At 46.5% G+C, this 24,366-nt stretch carries 14 protein-coding genes and 1 pseudogene; 3 read left to right on the top strand and 12 right to left on the bottom strand.

Annotation, left to right across the window (positions count from 1 at the left end):
• Nucleotides 1–52: 52 nt before the first annotated feature.
• The 5 genes from NW212_RS12405 to NW212_RS12385 all read right to left on the bottom strand — a co-directional run bounded on the left by NW212_RS12405 (nt 53) and on the right by NW212_RS12385 (nt 11,845).
• Entirely contained in the window at nt 53–3,337 is a 3,285-nt protein-coding gene (locus NW212_RS12405) for a glycoside hydrolase family 2 TIM barrel-domain containing protein (RefSeq protein ID WP_375337992.1), read from the bottom strand.
• A gap of 133 nt (nt 3,338–3,470) precedes the next feature.
• Nucleotides 3,471–4,880 (bottom strand): arylsulfatase, encoded by a 1,410-nt coding sequence (locus NW212_RS12400; RefSeq protein WP_258338962.1) that lies wholly within the window; start codon nt 4,878–4,880, stop codon nt 3,471–3,473.
• A gap of 404 nt (nt 4,881–5,284) precedes the next feature.
• On the bottom strand, nt 5,285–7,264 hold the full coding sequence (locus NW212_RS12395) for a RagB/SusD family nutrient uptake outer membrane protein (RefSeq protein ID WP_258338952.1): 1,980 nt from the start codon (nt 7,262–7,264) through the stop codon (nt 5,285–5,287).
• 23 nt (nt 7,265–7,287) lie between these two features.
• Nucleotides 7,288–10,788, bottom strand: coding sequence for a TonB-dependent receptor (locus NW212_RS12390; protein ID WP_375337990.1), 3,501 nt, complete (start codon nt 10,786–10,788; stop codon nt 7,288–7,290).
• Between the two features lie 121 nt (nt 10,789–10,909).
• Nucleotides 10,910–11,845, bottom strand: a complete 936-nt coding sequence (locus NW212_RS12385; RefSeq protein ID WP_258338951.1) for a FecR family protein — start codon at nt 11,843–11,845, stop codon at nt 10,910–10,912.
• A gap of 188 nt (nt 11,846–12,033) precedes the next feature.
• On the opposite strand from NW212_RS12385, the pseudogene NW212_RS12380 reads away from it, so the two are divergent.
• Both NW212_RS12380 and pafA read left to right on the top strand, forming a co-directional pair.
• Nucleotides 12,034–12,587 (top strand): annotated as a pseudogene (locus tag NW212_RS12380) (RNA polymerase sigma-70 factor).
• Between the two features lie 373 nt (nt 12,588–12,960).
• A complete protein-coding gene (gene pafA / locus NW212_RS12375) occupies nt 12,961–14,601 on the top strand; it encodes an alkaline phosphatase PafA (RefSeq protein ID WP_258338950.1) in 1,641 nt (546 codons plus the stop codon).
• Nucleotides 14,602–14,730: 129 nt separating this feature from the next.
• On the opposite strand, the gene NW212_RS12370 is transcribed toward pafA, so the two are convergent.
• The 6 genes from NW212_RS12370 to NW212_RS12345 all read right to left on the bottom strand — a co-directional run bounded on the left by NW212_RS12370 (nt 14,731) and on the right by NW212_RS12345 (nt 20,709).
• Nucleotides 14,731–15,966: a DUF4861 domain-containing protein gene (locus NW212_RS12370; protein WP_258338949.1), complete on the bottom strand. Its 1,236-nt coding sequence runs from the start codon at nt 15,964–15,966 to the stop codon at nt 14,731–14,733.
• Between the two features lie 97 nt (nt 15,967–16,063).
• Nucleotides 16,064–16,858: a gluconate 5-dehydrogenase gene (locus NW212_RS12365; RefSeq protein WP_258338948.1), complete on the bottom strand. Its 795-nt coding sequence runs from the start codon at nt 16,856–16,858 to the stop codon at nt 16,064–16,066.
• Between the two features lie 212 nt (nt 16,859–17,070).
• On the bottom strand, nt 17,071–18,483 hold the full coding sequence (gene dacB, locus NW212_RS12360; RefSeq protein WP_258338947.1) for a D-alanyl-D-alanine carboxypeptidase/D-alanyl-D-alanine-endopeptidase: 1,413 nt from the start codon (nt 18,481–18,483) through the stop codon (nt 17,071–17,073).
• Between the two features lie 11 nt (nt 18,484–18,494).
• Nucleotides 18,495–19,838: a dihydrolipoyl dehydrogenase gene (gene lpdA, locus NW212_RS12355; RefSeq protein ID WP_258338946.1), complete on the bottom strand. Its 1,344-nt coding sequence runs from the start codon at nt 19,836–19,838 to the stop codon at nt 18,495–18,497.
• A gap of 25 nt (nt 19,839–19,863) precedes the next feature.
• Nucleotides 19,864–20,256, bottom strand: coding sequence for a hypothetical protein (locus tag NW212_RS12350; RefSeq protein ID WP_258338945.1), 393 nt, complete (start codon nt 20,254–20,256; stop codon nt 19,864–19,866).
• A 21-nt stretch (nt 20,257–20,277) separates the two neighbouring features.
• Nucleotides 20,278–20,709, bottom strand: coding sequence for a PH domain-containing protein (locus tag NW212_RS12345; protein WP_258338944.1), 432 nt, complete (start codon nt 20,707–20,709; stop codon nt 20,278–20,280).
• Nucleotides 20,710–21,153: 444 nt separating this feature from the next.
• On the opposite strand from NW212_RS12345, the gene nadB reads away from it, so the two are divergent.
• On the top strand, nt 21,154–22,752 hold the full coding sequence (gene nadB / locus NW212_RS12340; RefSeq protein WP_258338943.1) for an L-aspartate oxidase: 1,599 nt from the start codon (nt 21,154–21,156) through the stop codon (nt 22,750–22,752).
• Between the two features lie 77 nt (nt 22,753–22,829).
• On the opposite strand, the gene NW212_RS12335 is transcribed toward nadB, so the two are convergent.
• Nucleotides 22,830–24,167 carry an NAD(P)/FAD-dependent oxidoreductase gene (locus NW212_RS12335; RefSeq protein WP_258338942.1) on the bottom strand — a complete coding sequence of 446 codons (1,338 nt, stop codon included), beginning with the start codon at nt 24,165–24,167 and terminating at the stop codon, nt 22,830–22,832.
• Between the last annotated feature and the right edge of the window lie 199 nt (nt 24,168–24,366).

The following is a 24,366-nucleotide window of genomic DNA, read 5'->3' as shown; positions in this document are numbered from 1 at the left end:
AGATCTGTTCATTCATGCATGCCATTGCTTTTACATTAATACAGAAAAGATCTTACCAAGGAATCAAAGTGAATCCCCACCGGTATTCGCGATTAGCCGGCAAATTATAGCCTGGCTCGGGACGTGCCCCCCAGCTGTTGTAGCCGGCAACTCCCTGCTGTTTCATGTCAATACAGACTTCGACGAAATCACGCGGAACGATATCGTTCTTATGCGTCATACGGCGTAAAACATCTTTTGCTGCAGCCTCATCATGATTAGCTACCTCGGCCGGTGATAAATTACTCCACTGGTAAGGATGCTGCCGCATTTCCTCTGAGTCAAAGTCTTCCACAGAATTGCGCAAAGCGTTAAAGCCAATGACACTGTCAGCACGCACGGTCAGTTTCTGTCCTTTTCCGACAAGCGAAAGCCAACGAGTATCGGTATGATGGCCATTTTCCTGCGGACGGGCATAAGGGAAATAAAGTTCGCTGGCTGTAGCACTGTATTCACCTACCAGTGTACCATTGTTCCGGTCAACATAGTTTTCTTCAGGCCCGCGACCGAAATAGGTCACATTCTCCATTGAGGCGGGCAAACGGAACCGTACGCCTATACGCGGAACGGTAAGCTTGCTGGCGGCTGCACGAGCGGCATCATTGCCTGGAGTGAAAGTAGCCATGCGCGTAGCTTCTGACACTTCTGTTTCGGCCGGATTCATGTCAGTAGAAGTGAACACGGCATCTACTTTCACGGCTCCGGACGGATGAACACGGAACATCATACGATACAAATTACCTGCTTTCAGCAAATAATCAACCTTTATCACAGCATCATCATTGTCCATTGCTATCGAAGATTCCACCACGTTGAAGTTCTTGCTTGACTGTTTCCATACCTGCTCACGTTTAGGTGCGCCGTTGCCATAGTCATTGTCCGTTGGCCCGCGCCAGAAATTAGGCTGCATGCCGAAACCGTCCTTGAAATACTCACGGCCATTCACCTTGTAAGAGGCAACTACTCCAGTCTTCTTATTGAAAACAAACGTCACTTTGCCGGATGATGCAATCAGCTCATCCCCTTCATCCTGCACAGACAATTTGCTTCCTTTCACAGCAAGCTTCACCGGCAGCGGATCAACAGGAAGACGGAACTGCTCCAGCGCAATGCGATGTCCTGCGGGTATACCCGGTTCACACTGTACGGTATGAACTTCAAAGTTGACAAAATATTCAGTTCCTTCTTTAGGTTTCAAGGTTCCCAAAGGTATTGTCACTTCCTCAGACTGTTGGGGAGCAATATTCAATGCCAGTTTGCCGCTCTTCAATGTTTTTCCGTTGGCCTTTATCTTATAAGATATCCGGTATTTATTCAGATTGGTAAAGTAGAAACGATTATGTATACGAAATCTTCCGTTCTGCAAATCCACTGCTTCTACACCTACATTCTGATGCGCATAAAGCACTTCTGCCATACCCGGATGAGGTGTACGGTCTGCATTGATTATTCCGTCACATACAAAGTTGCCGTCACTTGGCGTATTCACTCCGTAATCACCTCCATAGGCCCAATAATGGCGACCGTTTGCATCCACGGCGTCAATGCCATGATCTACCCACTCCCAGATGAATCCGCCTTGCAGATTAGGATACTTATAAATGGCTTTCCACTGATCCCAGAAATTGCCGCTTGAATTTCCCATGGTATGCGAATACTCCGAAGGTATAACAGGACGGTCACTGCCTTTCTTTCCAATGGCCTCAAGCCATTTGGCTCCAGGATACTGAGGAACATACATATCCGAATTCCATTCCCATTGTGCACGTTCATAATTCACCGGACGCGCCATCCAGTCCTTGTCAGCCTCCTTCAACCATAAATAAGTTTCATAAAAATTATATCCATTTCCCGCCTCATTGCCCAAAGACCAAATGACAACCGAGGTGTAATTCTTGTCGCATTCATACATGTTGATGGTACGGTGCATGTGGGGCTTCAGCCATTCAGGATTATTGCCTAAAGTACCGCCTTTACGCAAATCATAATACATGCCATGGCTTTCAATATTCGCTTCGTCATAAACATAAAGTCCATACTCATCGCACAGTTCATAAAAACGATGCCCGCGCGGATAATGAGCCAAACGCACAGCGTTGATATTATTCTGCTTCATCAGTTCAAAATCCTTGCGCATAAGCTCTTCCGGCACGTAGTGTCCGGTCGCCGGATTGTGTTCATGGATGTTCGTGCCCTTCAGTTTGAGAGGCTGTCCGTTGATATACATGAGAATATACGGAAGACCACTCTCCGACTTCAGTCCTGAATCTTTGATCTCAATGCGTCGGAACCCCACACGATGAGGAATGATTTCTGTCACTCTTCCACCTTGTTTCACGGTCATCAACATCTGATAAAGATTGGGGCTTTCTGATGTCCAGGTCTGTACACGAGGCAGCTCTTCGTCAAAACGTACAGTAGCCTGTTTTCCAGCCGGGACACTGACCTCTTTTTCACCGAAAGCAACTCTTTCTCCCTGACCGTCAATCAATTCATACGAAAAAGCAAGGTTAGCTGTCACCTTTTCATGATTACGCAGGTCGGCCTCCAGAGCAAATACGCCGTTCGTATACGTATCGTCCAACGTAGACTTAAGACGAAAATCGCGCACTGCAGCCTTAGGCTGCGAATAGATATATACATCACGCTCTATACCGCTCATACGCCACATATCCTGACACTCCAGATACGAACCCGTACTCCAACGGAAGATCTTAAGCGTAAGCACGTTCTTTCCGGGCTTCACATAAGGATTGATTAAAAATTCAGCCGCCGTTTTGGAGTCTTCGTTGTAGCCGACTTCTTTACCGTTTACATACACATACACACCCGATTTGGCACCGGCTATATTCAAAAAGATATCACGGTCCATCCATTCTGCCGGAATTTCGATATCACGGCGATAGACACCGACCGGATTCATTTCAGGCAGCTGTGGCGGCTGCGGATTGCGAGGCTTGAATTCATAACCGTGGTTCGTATAGATAGCCGTACCGAATCCCTGCACTTCCCAGTTTCCAGGCACTTTGATGTCATGCCATCCAGACATATCTATGTCAACATCGGTAATATTGTCCGGAAGCTGTTTGTAACCGTCCACAAAATAAAATTTCCATGTGCCGTTCAGCAGCTGATAGTAAGGACTGCTCTCATATTTTCCACTCAGAGCATCCTCACGCTTGTCATAAGTCATAAACATAGAACGAGGATACTCCTTATTGACCGACACCACTTGTATATCCTGCCAATAAGGTTTTCGATCATCGGAAGATTCCGCCGCATAAGCACTTCCGCTCATCCCTACTAACAGAGTAGAAAGCAGAATGCCGTTAATCAGTTTTTTTTTCATAAAAAAGAAATAATTTGAATGATAAATGAATCCAAAAGAACGGAGAACAACATCTCAGTTAATGGTTGTCAGGCTTCCAATTTTATGGTTCAAGCAAAGGAAAATCAGGACTTTCCACATGAGCATCCCGCATAATCCTCTTCAGTTCTTGTGTCACTTCAGGATACTCCTCAATGACATTGTGACGTTCAGACGGATCAGAAGCCAGATTATAAAGTTCATAATAAGGATGCTTGCCTCGAATATTCATATGCACCAGTTTCCAGTCCCCTTTGCGTACAGCCTGACGGCCATTCATCTCCTGAAATTCAAAATAGAGGTACTCATGCTCTTTCTGCCCCTTCTTGCCTGTAATCAAAGGCACCAGACTTACACCGTCTTCCTGATTTCCGGATTTGGACTTCGGACTGATTATTTCACGGAAAGTAGGCATCATGTCCCAGAAAGAGCACATGAAATCAGTCTGCGTGTTAGACTGTATTTTGCCTGGCCATGACATAATGAGAGGCACACGAATGCCACCTTCATAGAGATCACGCTTATAGCCGCGATAAATACCGTTGCTGTTGAAGAAATCAGGATCAGCTCCCCCTTCAAGATGAGGGCCATTATCACTGGCAAAGACAATGAGCGTGTTGTCATACAATCCCTTTTCTTTGAGCTTCGCCACAATCTGCCCTACATACACGTCAAGACGGGTTACCATGGCTGCAAACGTGGCATGTGGCCAGAATTGTGAGCAGTACCCTCCCTTGCGGAAAGATGGACTTCCAGGCTCGGATCCTTTGAAAGGACGTTCTGGGAATTTTCCACGAAACTTTTTAATAATGCTGTCCTCAGGCACAATCAGTTCTGCATGCGGAATGATGGTGGGATACCACATGAAGAAAGGCTCGTCCGCACTCATGTTGTCCAAGAATTCCAAAGCCTTGCCATGAATAAGATCTTGCGAGTAAGTGCCTTTTCCATACTGCACGTCAAGTGTATTATCCTTCAGCTCCACCCGTTTATCGTTGTCCCACAAATGATCGGGATAATAACTGTGTGCAAGCAACTGGCAATTATAACCATAGAATGTATCGCATCCCTGGTTCTTTGGATCACCCGTACTGCCGATGAATCCCAGCCCCCATTTACCAAAAGCGGCAGTCTTGTAGCCGGCTTCCTTAAACGCATCAAATATTGTATAAGCCTCGGAAGGCAGCGGGAACTGACCTTCCGGTTCCAATTCGATATTGCCACGTATGTAAGTATGTCCGCTGTGCATGCCTGTAAGCAAACATGAACGAGAAGGAGCACTCACCGTTGTTCCAGAATAACATTGGGTGAACCTCATGCCCGTCTGTGCCAGACGGTCAATGTTGGGAGTTTCAAATTTCTCTTGCCCGTAACAACTCAGATCACCATAACCCAAGTCGTCCGCAAGAATAAACACGACATTGGGGCGCTGCTGCGCTTGTATGCCAGTCACACATCCCATTCCCAACATCATTGCTGCATAAAAGACTCTGTTTTGCATTTTTCTTATAAGATTTTAAAGTAATAATAGGAATACAAAGATAAAGCATGAAATTTACGTTTCAAATATTTCAAGCATTAATTTGGCACTCTACCTTCCAGAGCAAGCATTCCAAAAGCCTGTTCGTCCGATAAGTCCGCCCGCTGTCTTCGCTAAGGAAGACAGGCCTTCTATGTAAACTTCGCAGACCTTACAGCGTTAAGAAACTCGCCACGGCAATTACAGCCTTCTCAATGAAACAAAACTCCGAGAAACTGTATAATACCCACCGTGGCGAGTTTGCATATCCGAAAAGCCGACTGCCTGAAAGATACAAGTCGTCCTCCTGCTAATCCCTGAGTTACGGACAAATGGACTGACATTGATCTGTCATACCGTCAATCCCATCCAGGATTCTGGGTCAGATTCGGATTCAGCAGTATTTCTGTTGTCGGAACCTGATAGAGATAATAGCGTTCTTGCCATCCCTGACCGGAAGCGATAGGATCCGCCTCCAGATAGATATAGCCTTCATCCATATCCCCTGTCATTCCCACAGGCTGTCCGGTCTCCTCGTTTAAGAAGAATTGGTTGGCACTGTTGGAATTGATCATATTTTTCTGAGCATAAAAACCTCTGTGCTGACGGTTCAGGAACCATGGAGCCATCCGCCAACGGCGAATGTCATAGAATCCGAAACCTTCGCCCATCAGCTCCACAATACGTTCGCGACGAATTTCCCACAACACCGGATCAAGCAGTGTACCTTGCGCCACCGGACAACGGTCAGGAAGTTGTTTCGGATACCACCGCCCACGGTTAGGATCAAAACTCTCATTTATTTCACCAACATTCATGCGGACTACTCCTACACGGTCGCGCAACAGATTAATAGTCTTGTCAGCCACATCCTGGTTAAACTGTCCAAGTTCCCACATCGCTTCCGCATAATTCAGCAACACTTCCTCAATCTTGAAGATAGGTTTGTCGGACGTATTCTGCATCACTCCACCATTCATGTTGGTTTCCCAGTTGCTCCATCCTTTCCATACATAATAACCGGAATATCCACGCACAAAACCGGTTGCACCTACACCATCCAGCAGATTAGGTACGGCAGGCACAAGCTGTGCCGTCCAGTTCTGCGCAGGCAGACGCTTCATTCCCACACCCGGATTACTGCATGATTCGTTCGCTCCCAGCAAATCGATATAATATCGGTCTTCAGCATTTCCAGTATATTCCCATGTACGCGGATCTTCTTCCGTGGGCGTTTTTGCAGTCACTTTATAAGGCGGCATCACCACATAATACAGACGCGGATCCCGGTTACGGAAGGTGCTGTAAGGTGTCTTGTCTCCTTCATACACTCCAGAAGTAGCAATAGGCTTTCCGTCTGTACAGAGATACAAGTCTACCATATCTTGAGTCATTTCAGCATTACCGGAATCCATATGCTCCAATGCACTGAAATTGTGATATTTCTGCGGAGCATCGGCAAACTGATAGAAAAGTATCACGCCCGGCACACCTTGCAAGTCTTCTGTAGTCCATATTTCATTATAACCTGTACCTGGGGAGGACTCCGTACCATTATACAAAGTGGGGTACTTCTTCATCAACAATTCAGAAACGCGCACGCATTCTTCCAGATAAGACTCATAGTCGCCCAACTCATGGTATTTCCGCCAAGTGGCCTCACGCAGAGTAAAGCGTGAAATCAATGCCTGCACACAGTCTTCATCAATGGCATTCTCGCCATCCTTGCCCGAAAAGTTACCGATGTTTTTTTCAGCCCATTTCAAACGTTCCAACACGCGGTCAGCTACCGTCTTACGGTCTTCACGAGCGGCAAACCGCTCTTCCGATTCGTCACTCAACGGAGATTCAACCCAAGGCACGTCACCGAAGCGGTCAATCAGTTCCATATACCAAAATGAATGGAAGAAATAACCTACAGCACGCCAATGATTCTTTTCCTCGTCAGTCATGTTAGAACTGTCAACATGTGACAACAAAATGTTGGCACGACGCAGTCCCCCACTGAAATTCCAGCCGTTACCGGAAGCCACACTGGTTATACGGCCAAAAGCATAATTGTTACCGTTCAGGTGCATACCACGGCTGTACATCCAACCTGCATTCATATCCGCACTATAACAAGAACCTTGCCCCGTACCATTAATGGCTGTACCAAACATGGTGTTGTTGAACATTTCATAGAGCGGCCAGGCAAATGCCTGGAAGTTCTCATACGACTGAAAAGCATTCTCTTCAGTCAGACTGGTTATCGGTGCTCTGTCCAAAAAGCCGTCGTTACATGCAGTCAGACTCAAGCCAAGCGATAATATGATGGAATAACAAATATTTTTTCTCATGTTTGTTCCGAATTAGTTTTTCATTATAAGGTAAAGTTTATTCCGAATGAAACGGTACGGAAAGCAGGATAGCTCCAGCCCAACGTTTCCGGATCGATGCCCGACGGCAGGTGATCGAAGGTTGCCACATTCTCTATACTGATGAAAGCACGCAACTGTTCCAACGCCAGTTTGGAAATCCATTGACGAGGTACGGTGTATGACAATGTAATATTCTTGATGCGGAAATAAGAAGCATCAGACAGATAACGGTCCGTATAGCGGCCGTAATTGTATCCGCTGTTCTCATAACCGCCATAAATACGCGGAAACTTGGCATCAGGATTGGCGGCCGTATAGTCGCCTCCGGCCAGATCCACCGGTTTCCAATAGTCGCTCAAACCCTCGTATAGCGGCTGATACTTCATATCGTTGGCAGAATAGATATACATAGGGAATGTCAGGCTGTTGGCAATCCAGTAGTCACGTTTGCCAGTGCCCTGCATCACTATGTTCAAATCAAATCCTTTATAATTGGCACCCAGCGTAATGCCATAAAGGTAACGAGGCAAGTTGTTTCCGATACGCTTACGGTCACCCGGGTTATCAAGCGTATTTTCACCCGTATCAATCATGTTCGTGCTGCCTTCATCGTCCCGCAGATTACGCAGCTTCAGATCACCGGGCTTTACAGTCACACCTTCTACGGACGTAATCCCCTCTTTCAGAGTCCCCGCAGCCGGATCATCAAAATCATCAACGGTATAGAAACCTTCCACTTCATATCCCCAGATTTCTCCCAGCTCCATGCCCGGATAATAGTCGCTCAGCAATTTGGTAGCTGCATTGTCGTCATATTTTGTAATGACCGACTTGCTGTCGGACAGATTAAATCCGATACGATATCCCCAGTCGCCAATACGGTCACGCCAATTCATGGCCAGTTCCCAACCACGCGTACGCATGTCAGCCGTATTCTGCATCGGAGCCGAAGCACCGACCACCGCCGGAAGCTGCATACCCGGAGCAAGCATGCCCGTAGTATTTTTCTGATACCAGTCGAAAGTGGCGGTAAAACGGTTATTAAACAGATTCAGGTCAAATCCTATATCGCCTGTCGCAACCTTTTCCCATGTGAAACTATTACTTACCAGAGCTGGCAGGCCGGTGATAGCCGTCACACGATCTCCGTTGACAACCCATCCATTATACGTATTGCTTACGCTCATCGTCGGATAAAACGAATAATTAGCAACATTCTGATTGCCGATCACACCATAAGACCCACGAATCTTGAACATATCAAGCCAATGACGAGTTCCTTCCATGAACTTTTCCTGCGCCACATTCCAACCGGCAGACACCGAAGGGAAAAAGCCAAAACGATTGGTCTTCGGAAATTTGGATGAGCCATCATAACGACCGTTCACTTCCAGCAAGTATTTGTCCATATAATTATAGTTCACCCGGAAGAAGCCTCCACGCACAGCAGTTTCATCATAACCGTCGGTGGCCTGCAGCGTGCCTGTACCTGATCCCAAAGCCGGAACTTCAATGACTGTCTGGTCATAAGAAATGGCATACAAATTTTCCTGATGGATAAATTCCTGATTAAAGCCCGCCATCAGCTTGAAGTGATGATCCTTGGCAATATCAAAACTGTACGTGCCATAGATGTTGAAAGCATTGTAGTCACGATACATTTTCTCTTCCTGCAAATAATCGTTAGTGACGTTATACTTGTCAGCCCCCTGTATGTCGGTCATCTGCCATTTGCCCGTATAATAATAGTAATTATAAGCCCTCTTGTCGAAAGTATATTCAAAGACTGCTTCAAAACCCTTGAACGGCTTCAAGATAGATTTCAAGAAAATACGCGGGTTATCATAACTGCGTTTGGTCGCATTGGAGTTAAGCAACATGTTCAGCGGAGTATTAAAAGGCACATCCGTTTCAAAACCGCTCAGTTCAGCAGGCATATCTCCTTCCGGATGATATGAAATAAGTCCCGTGTTATAGAGATTTCCCTGCGGTGAGGAAGTCTTGTTTTTATTGTAACTTACAGTAGCCTCCTGCGTAAACCATTTCGTCACATCGGCCGAAATGAATGAACTGAAATTCAAACGCGTATATGAGTCCTTGTCTGTCTTCAGCACACCGTCACTGCTCAGATAACTTCCCGACAAACGGTAACGCAATTTGTCCGTACCTCCCGAAGCGGAAACATTATGGGTTTGCTGGAAACTGGTTTCCATAAATGCCTTATACAAATCGTGCTCATGCAAGTAGTAAATGTTTCCGGCATCATCACGGTACATACCGTCCCCCTGAATATTGAAAGCGGAAGGATCCTGGCGATACTGAGTCAGATATTCTTTCCACAGACTCACGCTTGGCGAACCGAAGGCCCAATAGGCATCACCAAACCCGGCATCCTGATAAGCATTCAGATAGTCCATCAACGGAGCCTGCCTGGGCAAATTCATCGCCTTCCCGAAAGCAAAATTGTTATTGTAGTTCAGTGTGAATTTCGTTTCTCCTTTAGGACGTTTGGTAGTAATCAGAATGACACCACCGGCTGCACGCGCACCATAAATGGCAGTAGAAGCGGCGTCCTTCAATACGGTTATAGTTTCAATGTCTTCAGGATTAAGAAAGTCCATGCTTCCCTCCACATTGTCAATCAACACCAAAGGAGCTACCGTATTGCCATACGACCCATCTGAATTCTGGATACCGATAGAATAAGCCCCACGCAACTGAAAGGACTTGCTTGTACCGGCTGCATTGCCTCCTGAACTTACGACCAGACCAGGAACTGCTCCCTGCAAAGCATCAGACACCGTAGACAACGGACGGTTGGCTGTCAATTCTTCCATATCAACTGTAGTAAGCGAACCGGTCAAGTTAGCTTTTTTCTGCGTTCCGAAACCTACCACTACCACCTCATCCAGCGTCTTGCTGTCCTCAACCAACTTCACCCGGACAGAAGTGCCCGTCACTTTCACTTCTTGTGTTGTAAAGCCTATGAAAGAAATGACCAATGTCGATCCTTTCGGCACAGAAAGACTGAACCTCCCGTCAAGGTCAGTTATCGTTCCAAGGGATGCATTATCCTTTACAGCCACTGTTGCACCTATCACAGGACCCATATTGTCGGTCACTACACCGTTTACGGTGATTTGTTCGCCCGCCTGCTGCATAGAAGCATTTGACTTCTCCTCTGGAGTTCGCCTCAAAATGATTTCATTGCCTTTTACTACATAATCGATGCCATTTCCATCAAACATGGCCGCCAACACTTCATAGATATTGCCGTTAAGGTCAATATCATTCGAAGAAATAGAACTAAGATCACTTTCTTTGTAGAAAAAAGTGTAGTCTGTACTTTTCTCAATCTGTTCGATAGCTTTTGCCACAGACATGCCTGTACCTCTGACAACAACAGAGTTATCATTGGCCTGCGCACCGATAGGTGCGAGAAGCGCTGTGGAAAAGGCGGTTGTACAGAGAGATGCTTTCAGATAATCAGAAAGATTCTTCATGCTTTTCTTTGTTTGTTGTTAGACTTTACTTTGATTAACTCAGGATGATTCATAATAAAAACATCAATTCTTATATATTATTAATTATTTGGTTTCCGGCATATCGCTTATCACTCTGCAACTATCTGTAAAGCAAATAGCTCCCGTCATCCATCCTCCGGTAATGCGCACCAAGACTGAAGCAGATTTTGTCCAGCGCTTCAGACAGTGTTTCATCAATGCGGATACGGCCATTGAAGTATTCACCTTCTCCTACCGCATCCCTCAGAACGATACGCTGACGGTAAATCCGTTCTACAGCCCTCAACAGCACGTCAGTTTTCATGTTCTTAAAACAAAAATGTCCGTCAACCCAGTCTATCGGCTCCATCTCTGCAAGTATCACATTCTCGCCATCAGGCATATAGCAAAGACTTTGATGAGGTTTCATCGGCACTTTTCTGCCCGAAGCACCTATGTTAAAGTCTATTTTTCCATGAAAAAGATCTATCTCAAGGTGAGATCTTTCCAGATTCACCACCCGAAATGCCATTCCTTTCACCTCTATAAAATCATTGCCCAGAAAAACTTTGAACGTATTGTTCTCTTCCTGTTTCCTCACATCAAATACAGCCTCTCCTTCAAGCCAGACACACCGGTCATCCGAAAAATCTTCATTATAGGACAACCTGCTTCCAGCCTTCAGCCATACTTCCGAACTGTCAGGCAAAACCAACATCCGGTCTGAAACAGCCACTGACTCAATACGCTGTGAGGATATTTCCCAATGACTGTTTCCATACCACCATCCCACCGCCACCATCGCGACGATGCAGGCTGCAGCCATCCACCAGTTCCATCTCAGAACACGATGTCTGTTTCTGCCGCATAAGCATTCTGTTTCTATCTTTTTCCAGATTCTTTCTTCCATCTCCGCGTCCGGTGACACAGAACTCCCCGCATTCCATTGCTTCTTCATGCAACGCATCATCAATGGAAAATCAGCCATTTCCTCCATATCTTCTTTGCTCGCTTTACCAGCAAGTATCTTTCTTATAAGTTCTCTTTGTCTGTCCATCGTCATTTTCAGCAGATCATAATTACATAACATTACAGAGCCGGAATGCTCCCGGCAACCGCTTCTTGAAAACTACATAAATAAATACACCTTTCCGAACAAATCCCCCCAGTGAAAAAGGAGAAAAAATATTTTTTTCTTGTTTAAACAAAATTATTAGGTTAAATTCGCATATAACTATCCGAAGAATGGACGAACAGGAAGCGATAAAAAGACTGAAAAACAGCGATGAGAAAGCATTTTCTTTCCTATACAAAAGCTATTGGCCCAAAGTGAATCACTTCACAAGATTATACATATAGATACGGATAGTGCCGAGGAAATCATTCAAGAAGTATTCATCAAATTGTGGGAACACCGCAAGGAACTGAACGAAAGCGGAAGTCTAGACGGATACCTCTTCATCATCACCCGCAATCTGATCTTCAACAGCTCCAGACAATCATTCAACCACCAGTTCTATCAGACAACCATAATCGAAGCCATGGAACAGTCATACAATATCGATGAAGAGTTAGATGCGGCTGATCTGCATGCATATATAAATTCAATCATAGAACAGCTCCCCCCTCGTCAGCAGGAAGTGTTCCGCCTGAGCCGCGAACACCAGCTCACCTATCAAGAAATAGCCCAAAAGCTGCAGATCTCAATAAAGACAGTAGAACGCCATATGGGAGAAGCCTTGAAATTCTTGCGCAAAAATCTGCGCCTATATGCCATTTTCCTCATGCTCATGGATTGATTCCATAAAGTGTTCTTCAGCAGAAGCAAACAGCAAGACATAAAAAAAGGAGTACCGCTGTACTCCAACCTTTGTTAACCTTAAAATCTAATACTATGAAAAACACATTGCAAAGATACAGACTTTTGGGTTATCTGCAAACATTTCATTCAAAAAATATGTTATATGACATAAAAATCAACAAAAAAGCACTTGAATTCCGCTGAACAAATCCGATACAGCACCCAATAAAGAAATAGAGCCAGGCCGAATCCTCGCGTTGTGTCCAATGTTGCGGGGCTTCTTCCTAAGAAAAAGTCCCGACATGCCATTGTAACAAGCATGTAACAGAAAAGCCTTTTTTTTGCAGACAAAAACATTACATGCAATAAAGATGAAAAAACTGATTATCGCTTTTCTGGCTTTCTTATGTGCAGGAACAGGACTGAAAGCCCAAACAAATGAAGTAAGCCGCCCCAAACTGGTGGTGGGAATCGTAGTCGACCAAATGCGGTGGGACTATCTCTACCGTTTCTATCCGCGTTTCACTGAAGGAGGATTCAAACGGCTGATGAATGAAGGATTCAGTTGCGACAATACGATGCTGGACTATATCCCCACCGTAACAGCAATCGGACACTCTTCCGTATATACAGGATCCGTACCTTCGATTCACGGGATAGCAGGCAACAATTTTTACAAAGACGGCAAAGAGATTTACTGTACCGATGATGCAGAAGTAACCGGTGTAGGAAGTGACAGTCCTGCGGGAAAAATGTCCCCTCGCAACCTGCTTGTTACCACTATAGGAGATGAGCTGAAACTCGCAACGAACTTCAGGTCGAAAGTTATCGGAGTAGCATTGAAAGACCGGGCCTCTATTCTTCCGGCCGGACATACACCCAATGCAGCCTACTGGTTTGACGATGCAACCGGAAAATTCATCAGCAGCTCTTATTACATGAAAACCTTGCCTGAATGGGTAAATGAATTCAACAGACAGGATCTTGCAAAGAAAATGCTGGAACAAAACTGGAACACGCTGTATCCCATTGAAACTTATGCTGAGAGTACGGCAGACGACACTCCGTTTGAAATACCTTCCGAAAAAAGCGGCAAACCGACTCTTCCCATGAAAACGGCCCAAATGTTCAAAAAGTCCGGATATGGAGTTATCCGCATCACTCCTTACGGCAATACGCTTACCATGGAAATGGCCAAAGCTGCGCTGAAAGAAGAAAAGCTGGGCCAAGGCAATGCGACAGACATGCTCACCGTCAGTTTCTCTTCAACGGACTATGTGGGCCATCAGTTCGGAACGTATGCCGTTGAAACCGAAGACACCTATCTGAGGCTTGATAAAGATTTGGCCGACTTTTTCAGGACCCTGGACGAAACGGTAGGAAAAGGAAATTACCTGCTGTTCCTTACGGCAGACCATGCCGCCGCACACAACTTCACATTCATGAAAGCACATCAGATTCCGGCAGACGGGTGGGTATGCCCGGAAACGAAGAAAGTCCTCAACGACCATCTGCAAAAGTCTTTTAAAACAGATTTCCAACCAGTAAGAAATATCCTGAACTACCAGGTATTTTTCGATAAAGAAAAGATTGCGTCTGCCGGCCTGGACTTGCAGAAAATCAAAGACGCTAGCATTTCCTTTTTGAAGAACTTCAAAGAATTTGCCTATGTAGCAGATATGGAAAACTTGAGTGAAGCCACACTTCCGGCTATCGTGCGCGAACGTGCCATAAACGGCTACAACCGGCTCCGCAGCGGCGATATCCAGCTGATCATGCAGCCGGGATATTATGAAATCGGCTCCCCTTCTGAAACCGGAGGCACACAGCATGGCGTATGGAATCCTTATGACGCGCATATTCCCTTGATCTTTATGGGATGGAATATCCAACCAGGAAACACCATGCGTCCCGTACACATGACAGACATCGCTCCAACGATATGTGCGCTTCTCCGTATACAGATGCCGAACGGATGCATCGGAAATGCAATAACCGATGTAATCGAATAACGAAAAGAAGCTTCCACAGGCTCTTACACAAACACGGCGATGCTGCTTATAAAAGCAACGTCGCCGTTTATAGTTTGCACGCCGAAATCCCATTCAGCATCCTGTCTTCCGGCTAGAGTGCAGCCATCCTTATTCCTTCACTGTAACAACCAGCGGACTGCGCACTTCAGCCGCATAAGTTTTCAGGTAATTATTCCAGTCTTCAGCCTTTTCAAACCCATACTTGCTCCATCCAGATCCCCAGTAATATACAAAGTCGCTGTTTGGCTCATAGTTGGTGATGCCAAGCACATGGCCGAGCGCATCTCCCACCGGCTTTTCAAACAGCTGCACCTTGGCTTCTGCAAGCGGAGCCGGGAATACAGCACCTACATATACTGTGCCGTTGTCGGCCTTGGTGTTTGTTGTCGGATCAGCATAGGCAATGTAGCCGTCTTCTGCGCTATAAGTATATGCTTCCGGACTGGCTGCATGAATTACCAGACCGCCTGCAACCGGAGCAGGCTGACTCAAGTTGGCGTAAGAAACAGTTGTTTTGTTCAGCTGCGAACCTTTGTCAAGCTGAATGATACGGGTTTCAACAACATTCGTGTCATTCTTTACGGTCAGCGGATTGAACGTCAGCTTCACCGTAAAGCGCAGAGGCCCGTTGTCAAGGATTTCATAATCCTTGTAGCAATACGGATAAACGATGGCTGAGTCAGCCAGCAAAGCCGAAGTGCCTCCGCCCAATGTCGGACCTACTGCATAGCAGTCCATGCCGTTGCCGTGGTCAATGTGATACGAAATGCTGTTCTGCAAATTCTGAGCTTCCTCCTTCTTGCCCGCCTTTCTCAGTTCTGCAATCTTTGCGCGCGAAGCAGAGTCAAGTTCCATCTTGTATCGGTCTTCAACCACAAGCTCTTCTACGCTCTTGGTGAAGACATCGTATCCGTACGCCTTTTCTCCTGTCCGCTGCAAAGCCGGTCCGTAGGCGCGGTAAGCGGCACGGTCGTTTTCCCAGGCGATATCATCCAGACGTTCCGGATACTGACGTCCGTATACAAGCGTATTTACAATAGAAGGAGTGCCTTTCTGGATTGTATAGTCGACGGTTGCATTGGCATCCACAGCTACAGGGAAAATAATCTTGTCATCGTAAGTAAGCTGATAAGGAACTTCCTGTGCCTTGCTGTCATAAACAACCACCTGTGCCGTGTCAGGCAGATTCAGTTTTTTGAATACCTGTTCAACAGGCACTTCCACCATTTCTCCCGAACGGTTCATGCCGAGCGGATTTGTAATGCTTACCGTAACAGACTGAGAGTCGCTGCATCCGCACAGACCGACAGCGCAAGCGGCTGCCACAAAAAGAGTCTTTTTCATAATAAACCTGTTTTTCAGATGAAAATTAAAAAGGTGATGAATCACAAATAGCTTTTGTATCCATCACCTTTATTTAATAAATTATACGGCCGGACGATTATTGGGGCTGCTTGCCGATATAGGCCAAGATACCGCCGTCTACATACAATACATGACCGTTAACGAAGTCTGATGCGTCAGAAGCCAGGAATACGGCAGGACCCATCAAATCTTCAGGAGTTCCCCAGCGGGCAGCCGGAGTCTTGGCAACGATGAATGCATCAAACGGATGACGAGAGCCGTCCGGCTGACGTTCGCGCAACGGAGCAGTCTGCGGCGTAGCGATATAGCCCGGGCCGATACCGTTACACTGGATGTTGTATTCGCCGTATTCAGAAGCGATGTTGCGAGTCAGCATCTTCAGACCACCCTTAGCGGCTGCGTATGCAGAAACTGTTTCGCGTCCCAGTTCACTCATCATAGAGCAAATGTTGATAATCTTTCCGTGACCTTTCTTGATCATTCCCGGAATTACAGCTTTAGAAACGATGAACGGAGCGTTCAAGTCTACGTCAATAACCTGACGGAACTGTTCTGCTGTCATGTCGCACATCGGGATACGCTTGATGATACCGGCGTTGTTTACCAGAATGTCGATGACACCCACTTCTTTTTCTACTTGTGCAACAAGAGCGTTTACAGCAGCTTCGTTTGTCACATCGCATACATAGCCGTGTGCGTTGATGCCTTTTTCCTTATAGGCAGCCAAACCTTTGTCAACCAGCTCCTGTTTGATGTCGTTAAACACGATTGTTGCACCAGCCTGTGCAAAAGCGGTTGCGATAGCAAAACCGATTCCGTAAGATGCACCGGTTACCAGCGCTACCTTACCTTCAAGTGAAAAGTTTACCATAGTTAATTAAAAATTTAAGTTCTTCTGCTGCCTTTCCAAAAAGATTGGCAACTTCAGACCTGTTGTTATCAATTTTTATATTCACTCACAAAGTTACGAAAGTTATGGACTTTAACTGTATATATTTGTTCAGAAAATCTATAAAAAAGTGTCAAAGTTCAAAACTTTTCACTTTCATCTCTCAATATATACGTTCAAAAAGAGGCGGACACTCAATCAAACTCCGAAAGAAGCTCACAAACCTCATCCTGAAACTTCCGCGCAAGCCTTGACTTCAGCACATTCTGATTGATAATGACAAACGACAGCAAATGGCCGTTCCTGGCAGTCACATAGCCGGCCAGCGAACATACTCCTGTCACCGTACCTGTTTTTGCATGTACGTTGCGGAATGTACTTCCCCGCCCCATGCGGTAGCGCAAGGTACCGTCCATTCCGGCTATCGGCAGGCCGTCATAAAACATGTCGAAAAATTCGGAATGCCTGTAAGCATAATTCAGATAGGCAAGAACCAGTTCCGGCGACACGTAATTATACATCGACACGCCGCTTCCGTCCACAATCTTGTAGTTGTCCGGCGAAAATCCGATGGCATTCCGCATGAAACGGTTGACAACCTGCTGGCTTTCTTCAAAGCCCAGATGGGATTCCGTTTTGCCGTTCTTCAATCCCAGATGCCGGAACAGCGCTTCCGCACACAGGTTATCGCTTTTCTTCAGAGCTCTCCGCAATACGATTTCCAGCGGCCGTCTGCAAGTGTAGACCAAATGCATATCCTCCGGCGCTTCCTCGTAGCCTATGCTGTCGCACGGCACTGTTATCCCCTTTTTCTGAAGCTGGTAACAGAACGTCTGCATGAAAAACGACTTCGGATCGAATACGTTTATCTGTCTTCCTCTCGGAGCCGAAACGCAGCCGGACACCTCTATCACATTTCCGTTATCAAGCCAGTTGCGATTGATAGACAGTTTCCCGGCCGCAGGCTGGTAGCTCACCGAACGGTTCTCTACCTGATAGAAGTCTGACTCCGGAACAATTTTCACGGCAGCGGTATCTCCCTTCACCGTCGGAGTGACCGTAATGCTGACACAACCTCTGTTCAGCATCAGCGGAGAAAGATAAGGCTGAAAAGGCTCCGGCGTATCATCCCACGCCCATCCGGTGCCCCAATAGATGGAATCCATCATCGACACATCCCCTATCAGCCTGCCGCGGACAGATTGTATCCCTGCGTCTTTCACGGCCTGCGAAAGAAGCTCCATATCCTGTTCCATAAACTCAGGATCAAAGCCGCCAATTACATAAAGATCACCGTCAAGCACGCCGGACTTTACCGAACCGGTATAAGCCAGACGCGTCTGAAACTCATAGTTCTTTCCAAGGGCTGACAATGCCGTGACTGCGGTGATGACCTTCTCGATCGAAGCCGGACGGTACAGCTTGTCTGCCTGATAGCTGTAAAGTTCCCGGTTGTCCGTCAAATCATATACAATCAGCCCCACCTCGGAAGTTTTCAGAAAAGAAGACGTTTGAATCAGCGTGTCCAGCTTTCCGCCCGGAAATCCATAAGCGTATGCCGCACAACCGATGCAAAACCAGAGCGCAACCAAAAAAAATCGCTTCATATTCCGCCCTGTTACAATTCCTTGAATATTTCACCGACGGTAGGATGGGGAAACACATAACGCTTCAGCTCCGAAAGCCTGCGCCCGTCTTCGATCATCATGCCTGCCAATACAATCAGTTCGGAAGACGGATTGCCCAGCATGTGCAGGCCAAGCAGACGGTCTTCCTCGTCAACCAGCACCTTGCAAACGCCGTTTACGCCCTCGTTTTCTGCAACAAACCGGCCAGAATAAGCCATCGGGAGCTTTATCGCGCGGTATGCGACTCCTTCCGCCCGCAAGGTTTCTTCATCCTTTCCAACCGAAGCAACTTCCGGATTGGTATACACAACCGAAGGTATGGCCCGATAGCTCATGGCATCGCTTTCGCCCATGATATGGCGAACAGCCACCTCGGCTTCGCGCACGGCCGTATGTGCCAGCAAAGACACCCCGTTCAGGTCACCGCAAGCATACACGCCCGCCACGGATGTTTCCATATGCGAATCCACCTTGATTCTTCCGCGCTCCGTCAGTTCCAGTCCCAGCGCTTCCAGTCCAAAACCTTTCGTTACCGGACGGCGACCTACACTCAGAAGCATTTTCTGAGCCGAAACAGCTCCTTCGCCTTCCTGACTTTCGTAGCTCACTGTCATATTTCCCGATTCGTCAGCTTGCAATCCGGTTACTTTTGCCTGTAACAGGAAACGGACTCCTCGTTTGGCATAGTCCGCCCGCAACATTTCCGCAATCTCGCGGTCAATGCCCCGCAGAATCTCATCCATCATCTCCACAACGGTCACCTGCACTCCCAGGCTGTTGAAGAAAGATGCAAACTCCATGCCTATAACTCCACCGCCCACAATGACAAGCGACTGGGGAAGTTCCTTGCATTCAAGCGCATCTCTGTGTGTCCAATATGCCACCGATTCGGTTCCGGGTATAGGAGGGACTACCGTTTCGCTTCCCGTGGCAAGAATCATCGATTGGCAACGGTAGATCTCTCCATTGCACTCAACCGTATTTTTATCTATAATCCGGGCTTCACCGGTCACAATCTCAACATGCCGTTCCGCAAGCCTGGACTTTATTCCCAGAACCAGCTTGCGCACCACCTTTGCCTTGCGGCTGATAACTTTGGGCAGATTCACCTCATGCTGCCCTGCGGCAACCGCGTATTTTGAGGCGTTGCGCACCGTATCAAACACTTTGGCAGAATAGAGCAATGTTTTTGTCGGAATGCATCCCTCGTTCAGACAGACGCCGCCAAGACTGCTCTTTTCAAAAAGAACAACACTGATACCTTTTTCTCCGGCACGTTCTGCCGCCGTATAACCGGCAGGACCTCCTCCAATAATAGCCAACTGAAAATCCATACAACATTTTTTTACAGTGAAACAATCAGACTTCCTCGCTATAAATAGCGTGGGGATTGCGCTCCCTCGCGCAGCGGAGAAACTCAGTAAGGTCGGCGGGATCAAAATTCACAAAGCCTTTGGTATAATAAACGGTTACCCGCCCCTTCAATAAAGTGCCTTTTCTGCGGACAATGCGCACAACTCCATAGGCCTTGATGCTGCCGCTGAATCCGCGCTTCAGCCAGATGTCTCCGTTTTCCTGAACCAATATGCGGGTCATCTGTTCGTCAACGACCAGCAGGACAGGCAATATGAGCGGAAACAAATTCCAGTAATTTTCTGTATGAACAGCCATCAGAACAATGGCTACAACCAATATAATCACTCCCAGCCAAACCTTGAAGGGAGTTCTTCGGATTTTGAAAACTTTTACCATATCATTCGCATTAGATAAATTTCAAGTCAAAACATCGGTCTGAATCTCTCCATTCCGTTTCAGCAGGCATCTGACAAACTCTTCCTTGCTTTTCGGAGATACCAACACGCTGGATTTGAACGACTTCTTCCGATACACGATTTTCAGACGGTCTGTTGAAAGCGCGGGAGAAGAAATGAGCGATTTCGACTTCTTCACTTCCGCAATCTGCAATATCTCTATCGCCACGGGCTTGAAGAATCGTCCCGATTCGATGACAAGAAAACCTTCTTCCGTTATCACGTACCTCGTATGAACCATTTCGTCAATAAGCCAGACCTCAAACGCCACACACACAAGAATGGCAACCCAACTGCGGTCCCAAAAACCGAAAAACAGGAAAGCCGCAAATATCGCAATCACCCCCCAATATACCCATCCTACTTTCGAATGAAAAGTTCGTGTTCCTGCCATCTTCTTTTTTTCTGTGAAGATAAGAAAATCTCATCGAAAAATAAAAATCTCAGTATGCTTCTTTACTTATTTTAAAACATGAAAGTACCTGTCCTCCCGGTCTAAAAACAGAAAAGAAACAGAAGGAAGTTCATGAAAAACAGTGGAAAAGCGGTAAAAACAAACTATTTGCCGTGAGATTCTTTATCTCTAAGATGGAGATGTATATCTCCAGACTGGAGATATATGAATTCAGCCTAAAGATGCATATCTCCAGACTGAAGAAAAACATTCCAGAAGCCTTTCCCGCGTTTTGTCCGAAAACAAGCGCAACCCCCTTTTTCTGACTGGAAAGGTTCTCATGCCGCATGGCATTCATTTTTTTTATCGCTGCCGTCTAAAAAAACGGCAGAGGCGAACAAAACCACCAACTTTTTTATACTTTTGCCTCAAATATACTACACTATGATACGAAAGTTTGATTTTCTCGTTATCGGCTCGGGCATAGCCGGAATGAGTTTTGCGTTGAAAGTGGCACACAAAGGTTCGGTCGCTTTAATCTGCAAGGCCGGACTTGAAGAAGCTAACACTTACTTTGCCCAAGGAGGGATCGCTTCGGTAACCAACCTGAAAGTAGACAATTTTGAAAAACATATCCACGACACGATGGTGGCAGGCGACTGGATAAGCGACCCGGCGGCGGTTGAGAAAGTGGTGCGGAACGCCCCTGCACAAATAGAGGAGCTGATCAAATGGGGCGTTAATTTCGATAAAAAAGAAAACGGAGAGTTTGACCTGCACAAGGAAGGGGGACATTCTGAATTCCGCATTCTCCATCACAAAGACAATACAGGAGCTGAAATACAGACAAGCCTGATAGAAGAAGTAAAACGGCATCCTAACATCACGGTATTCACCAATTTCTATGCCGTAGAAATCATCACCCAGCATCATCTCGGAATCATCGTCACCCGCCACACGCCGGGAATCAAATGCTACGGCGCATACGTGCTGAACGAAGCAACCGGCGAGGTAGACACTTTCTTGTCGAAAGTAACGGTTATGGCAACCGGAGGGTGCGAGGCTGTTTACAACCATACGACCAACCCGCTGGTAGCCACCGGCGACGGAATCGCCATGGTATACCGTGCCAAAGGCATGGTGAAAGACATGGAATTCATCCAATTCCATCCCACCGCCCTTTACCATCCGGGCGACCGCCCCAGCTTCCTGATCACCGAGGCAATGAGAGGATACGGGGCCGTGCTCCGCAACCTGGCAGGCGAAGAGTTCATGCAGAAATATGATCCCCGGCTGTCGCTGGCGCCGAGAGATATCGTGGCACGCGCCATCGACAGCGAAATGAAGCAAAGGGGAGAAGACCACGTATATCTTGATGTCACTCACAAAGATCCGGAGGAAACAAAGAAACATTTCCCGAACATCTATAAAAAATGCCTCAGTCTGGGAATAGATATCACGAAAGACTATATTCCTGTAGCTCCCGCAGCCCACTATCTGTGCGGAGGAATCAAGGTTGACCTCGACGGGCAGTCAAGCATCAAACGGCTGTATGCGCTCGGAGAATGCTCTTGCACAGGTCTGCACGGAGGAAACCGCCTCGCCTCAAACTCTCTGATCGAGGCTATCGTTTATGCCGACTCCGCAGCAAAACACGCGCTGAGCGTACTGGACAGATATGACTTCAACGAAGACATTCCGGAATGGAATGCAGACGGAACGATGAATAACGAAGAACGCATCCTTATCACTCAGAGCATGAAAGAAGTCAATCAGATCATGGAATCGTATGTGGGCATCGTGCGGAGCAATCTCCGCCTGGTAAGGGCCTGGAACCGTCTGGATATCCTCTATGAAGAAACGGAACGCCTGTTTAAACGTGTAAAGGCTTCGCGAGAAATCTGCGAACTGCGCAACATGATCAACGTGGGCTATCTGATTACCCGCCAGGCCATGGAACGCAAGGAGAGCCGCGGCCTTCACTACACGATTGATTATCCGCACCATATAAGCCGTGAGGAAAAAGCGGAAAAATCACTCTGACAACGACAAAGGCGCAGACGGAATTATTTTTTCGTCTGCGCCTTTGTCGTTGTCAATCGTTTTTTGCACAGCACACGTTACTCTCCCCAGTGGACTTCCGCTTCACGCTTTTCCCGTTCAACAACTTCTTTTGCCTTCCGGGCATACACAATCAAACGGAATGAACGGTCGTATGTCAGATAACTCCACATCCAATTGAGCAGTACATTGATTTTGTTTCTGACTCCCAAGATAGAACGTAAATGAACAACCAGCCACAAGAACCAGGCAAACCAGCCTTGTGTCTTTACCTTGCTGAATTCGGCCACCGCCTTATTGCGTCCCACCGTAGCCATTGAACCAAGATTACGATAGCGGAACGGCTTCAATTCTTGCCCGGCTTCCATACGCTTCAAATTATCCGCAAGCAGTTTTCCCTGCTGGATAGCCACCTGAGCAAGCTGAGGATGCCCGTTAGGGTATTCAGAATCACCGTTCAGCATTATACACTGATCTCCTATGCAAAATACGTTGGGCAAGCCTTCAACCCGATTGAAGGCATCTACTTTAATTCGTCCGCCTCTCCCTATTGAAGTTTCAGGAATATTGCCTATGCTATTGGCGCGCACGCCGCTCACCCAAATAAATGTACGGGTAGGTATGGAAGTTCCGTCTTCCAGCAAAACTTCATGATCCTGATAGTCGAGCACTTTCTTTCCTAAGCAGACATTCACTCCCATTTCCTGAAGAAACTCTGCTGCTTTTCTGGAGGAGTCCATCGACATTCCCGACAACAATCTATCCGTGGCTTCTATCAAATAAATCTGAAGAAGATTATTATCCATATCCGGATAATCCTTTGGAAGGACGTAGTGCTTCATTTCGGCCAATGCTCCGGCAATTTCTACACCAGTGGCACCTCCTCCAACAACAACGATGTTCAGCAGCTCTCTCCGCTCCTGCTCGGTAGCACAGGTGACAGAACGCTCAAAGTTACTCAACAAGGCATTGCGCAGTCCCATAGCCTCCGACAAAGTCTTCATCGGAATCGCTTCTTCCTCGATGTGCTTGTTGCCGAAGAAATTTGAAGTAGTGCCGGCAGCCAAAATCAAATAATCGTATTCAACTTTACCTATCGATGTCTGAAGAATATTCCGGTCAGGATAAATGAAGCGTGCTTCACCCATACGGAAATAGACATCTTTTTTCTTCTTGCTGAAAATTTTACGGAATGGAAAAGAAATCGAACTAGGTTCAAGTCCGGCGGAAGCTACCTGATAAATCAATGGAGGAAATTGATGATAATTGTTTTTATCAACCAAAATTACCTGAAAATCTGAACCCGAAAGTTCGTTTGCCAACTTCAAACCACCAAATCCACCTCCAACAACCACGACTCTTTTTTTTCCGCTTTCTTTTGCAATGTTAAAACTCATACCTATTCTATTTTTGTGTTATTTTCCACTGCGAAGTTAAGGGGTTTCAAGTATAAAAAAAATTTTTATTATGCTTTTCAGCAGGAAAAAAGGCAAAAAATGGGTCTTTGAAACAAAAACTTAATAGCATACTCCCATTTTGCAAACTGAAGCTGATAATTTGAAAAAGAGGACAACAGAATCACCTATATAAAAATCT

The sequence above is a fragment of the Bacteroides sp. ET225 genome (assembly GCF_024733745.1).
Classification (GTDB): domain Bacteria; phylum Bacteroidota; class Bacteroidia; order Bacteroidales; family Bacteroidaceae; genus Phocaeicola; species Phocaeicola excrementipullorum.
Note: the sequence above shows the minus strand (reverse complement) of the source record. Positions and strands in the feature narration are given on the sequence as shown.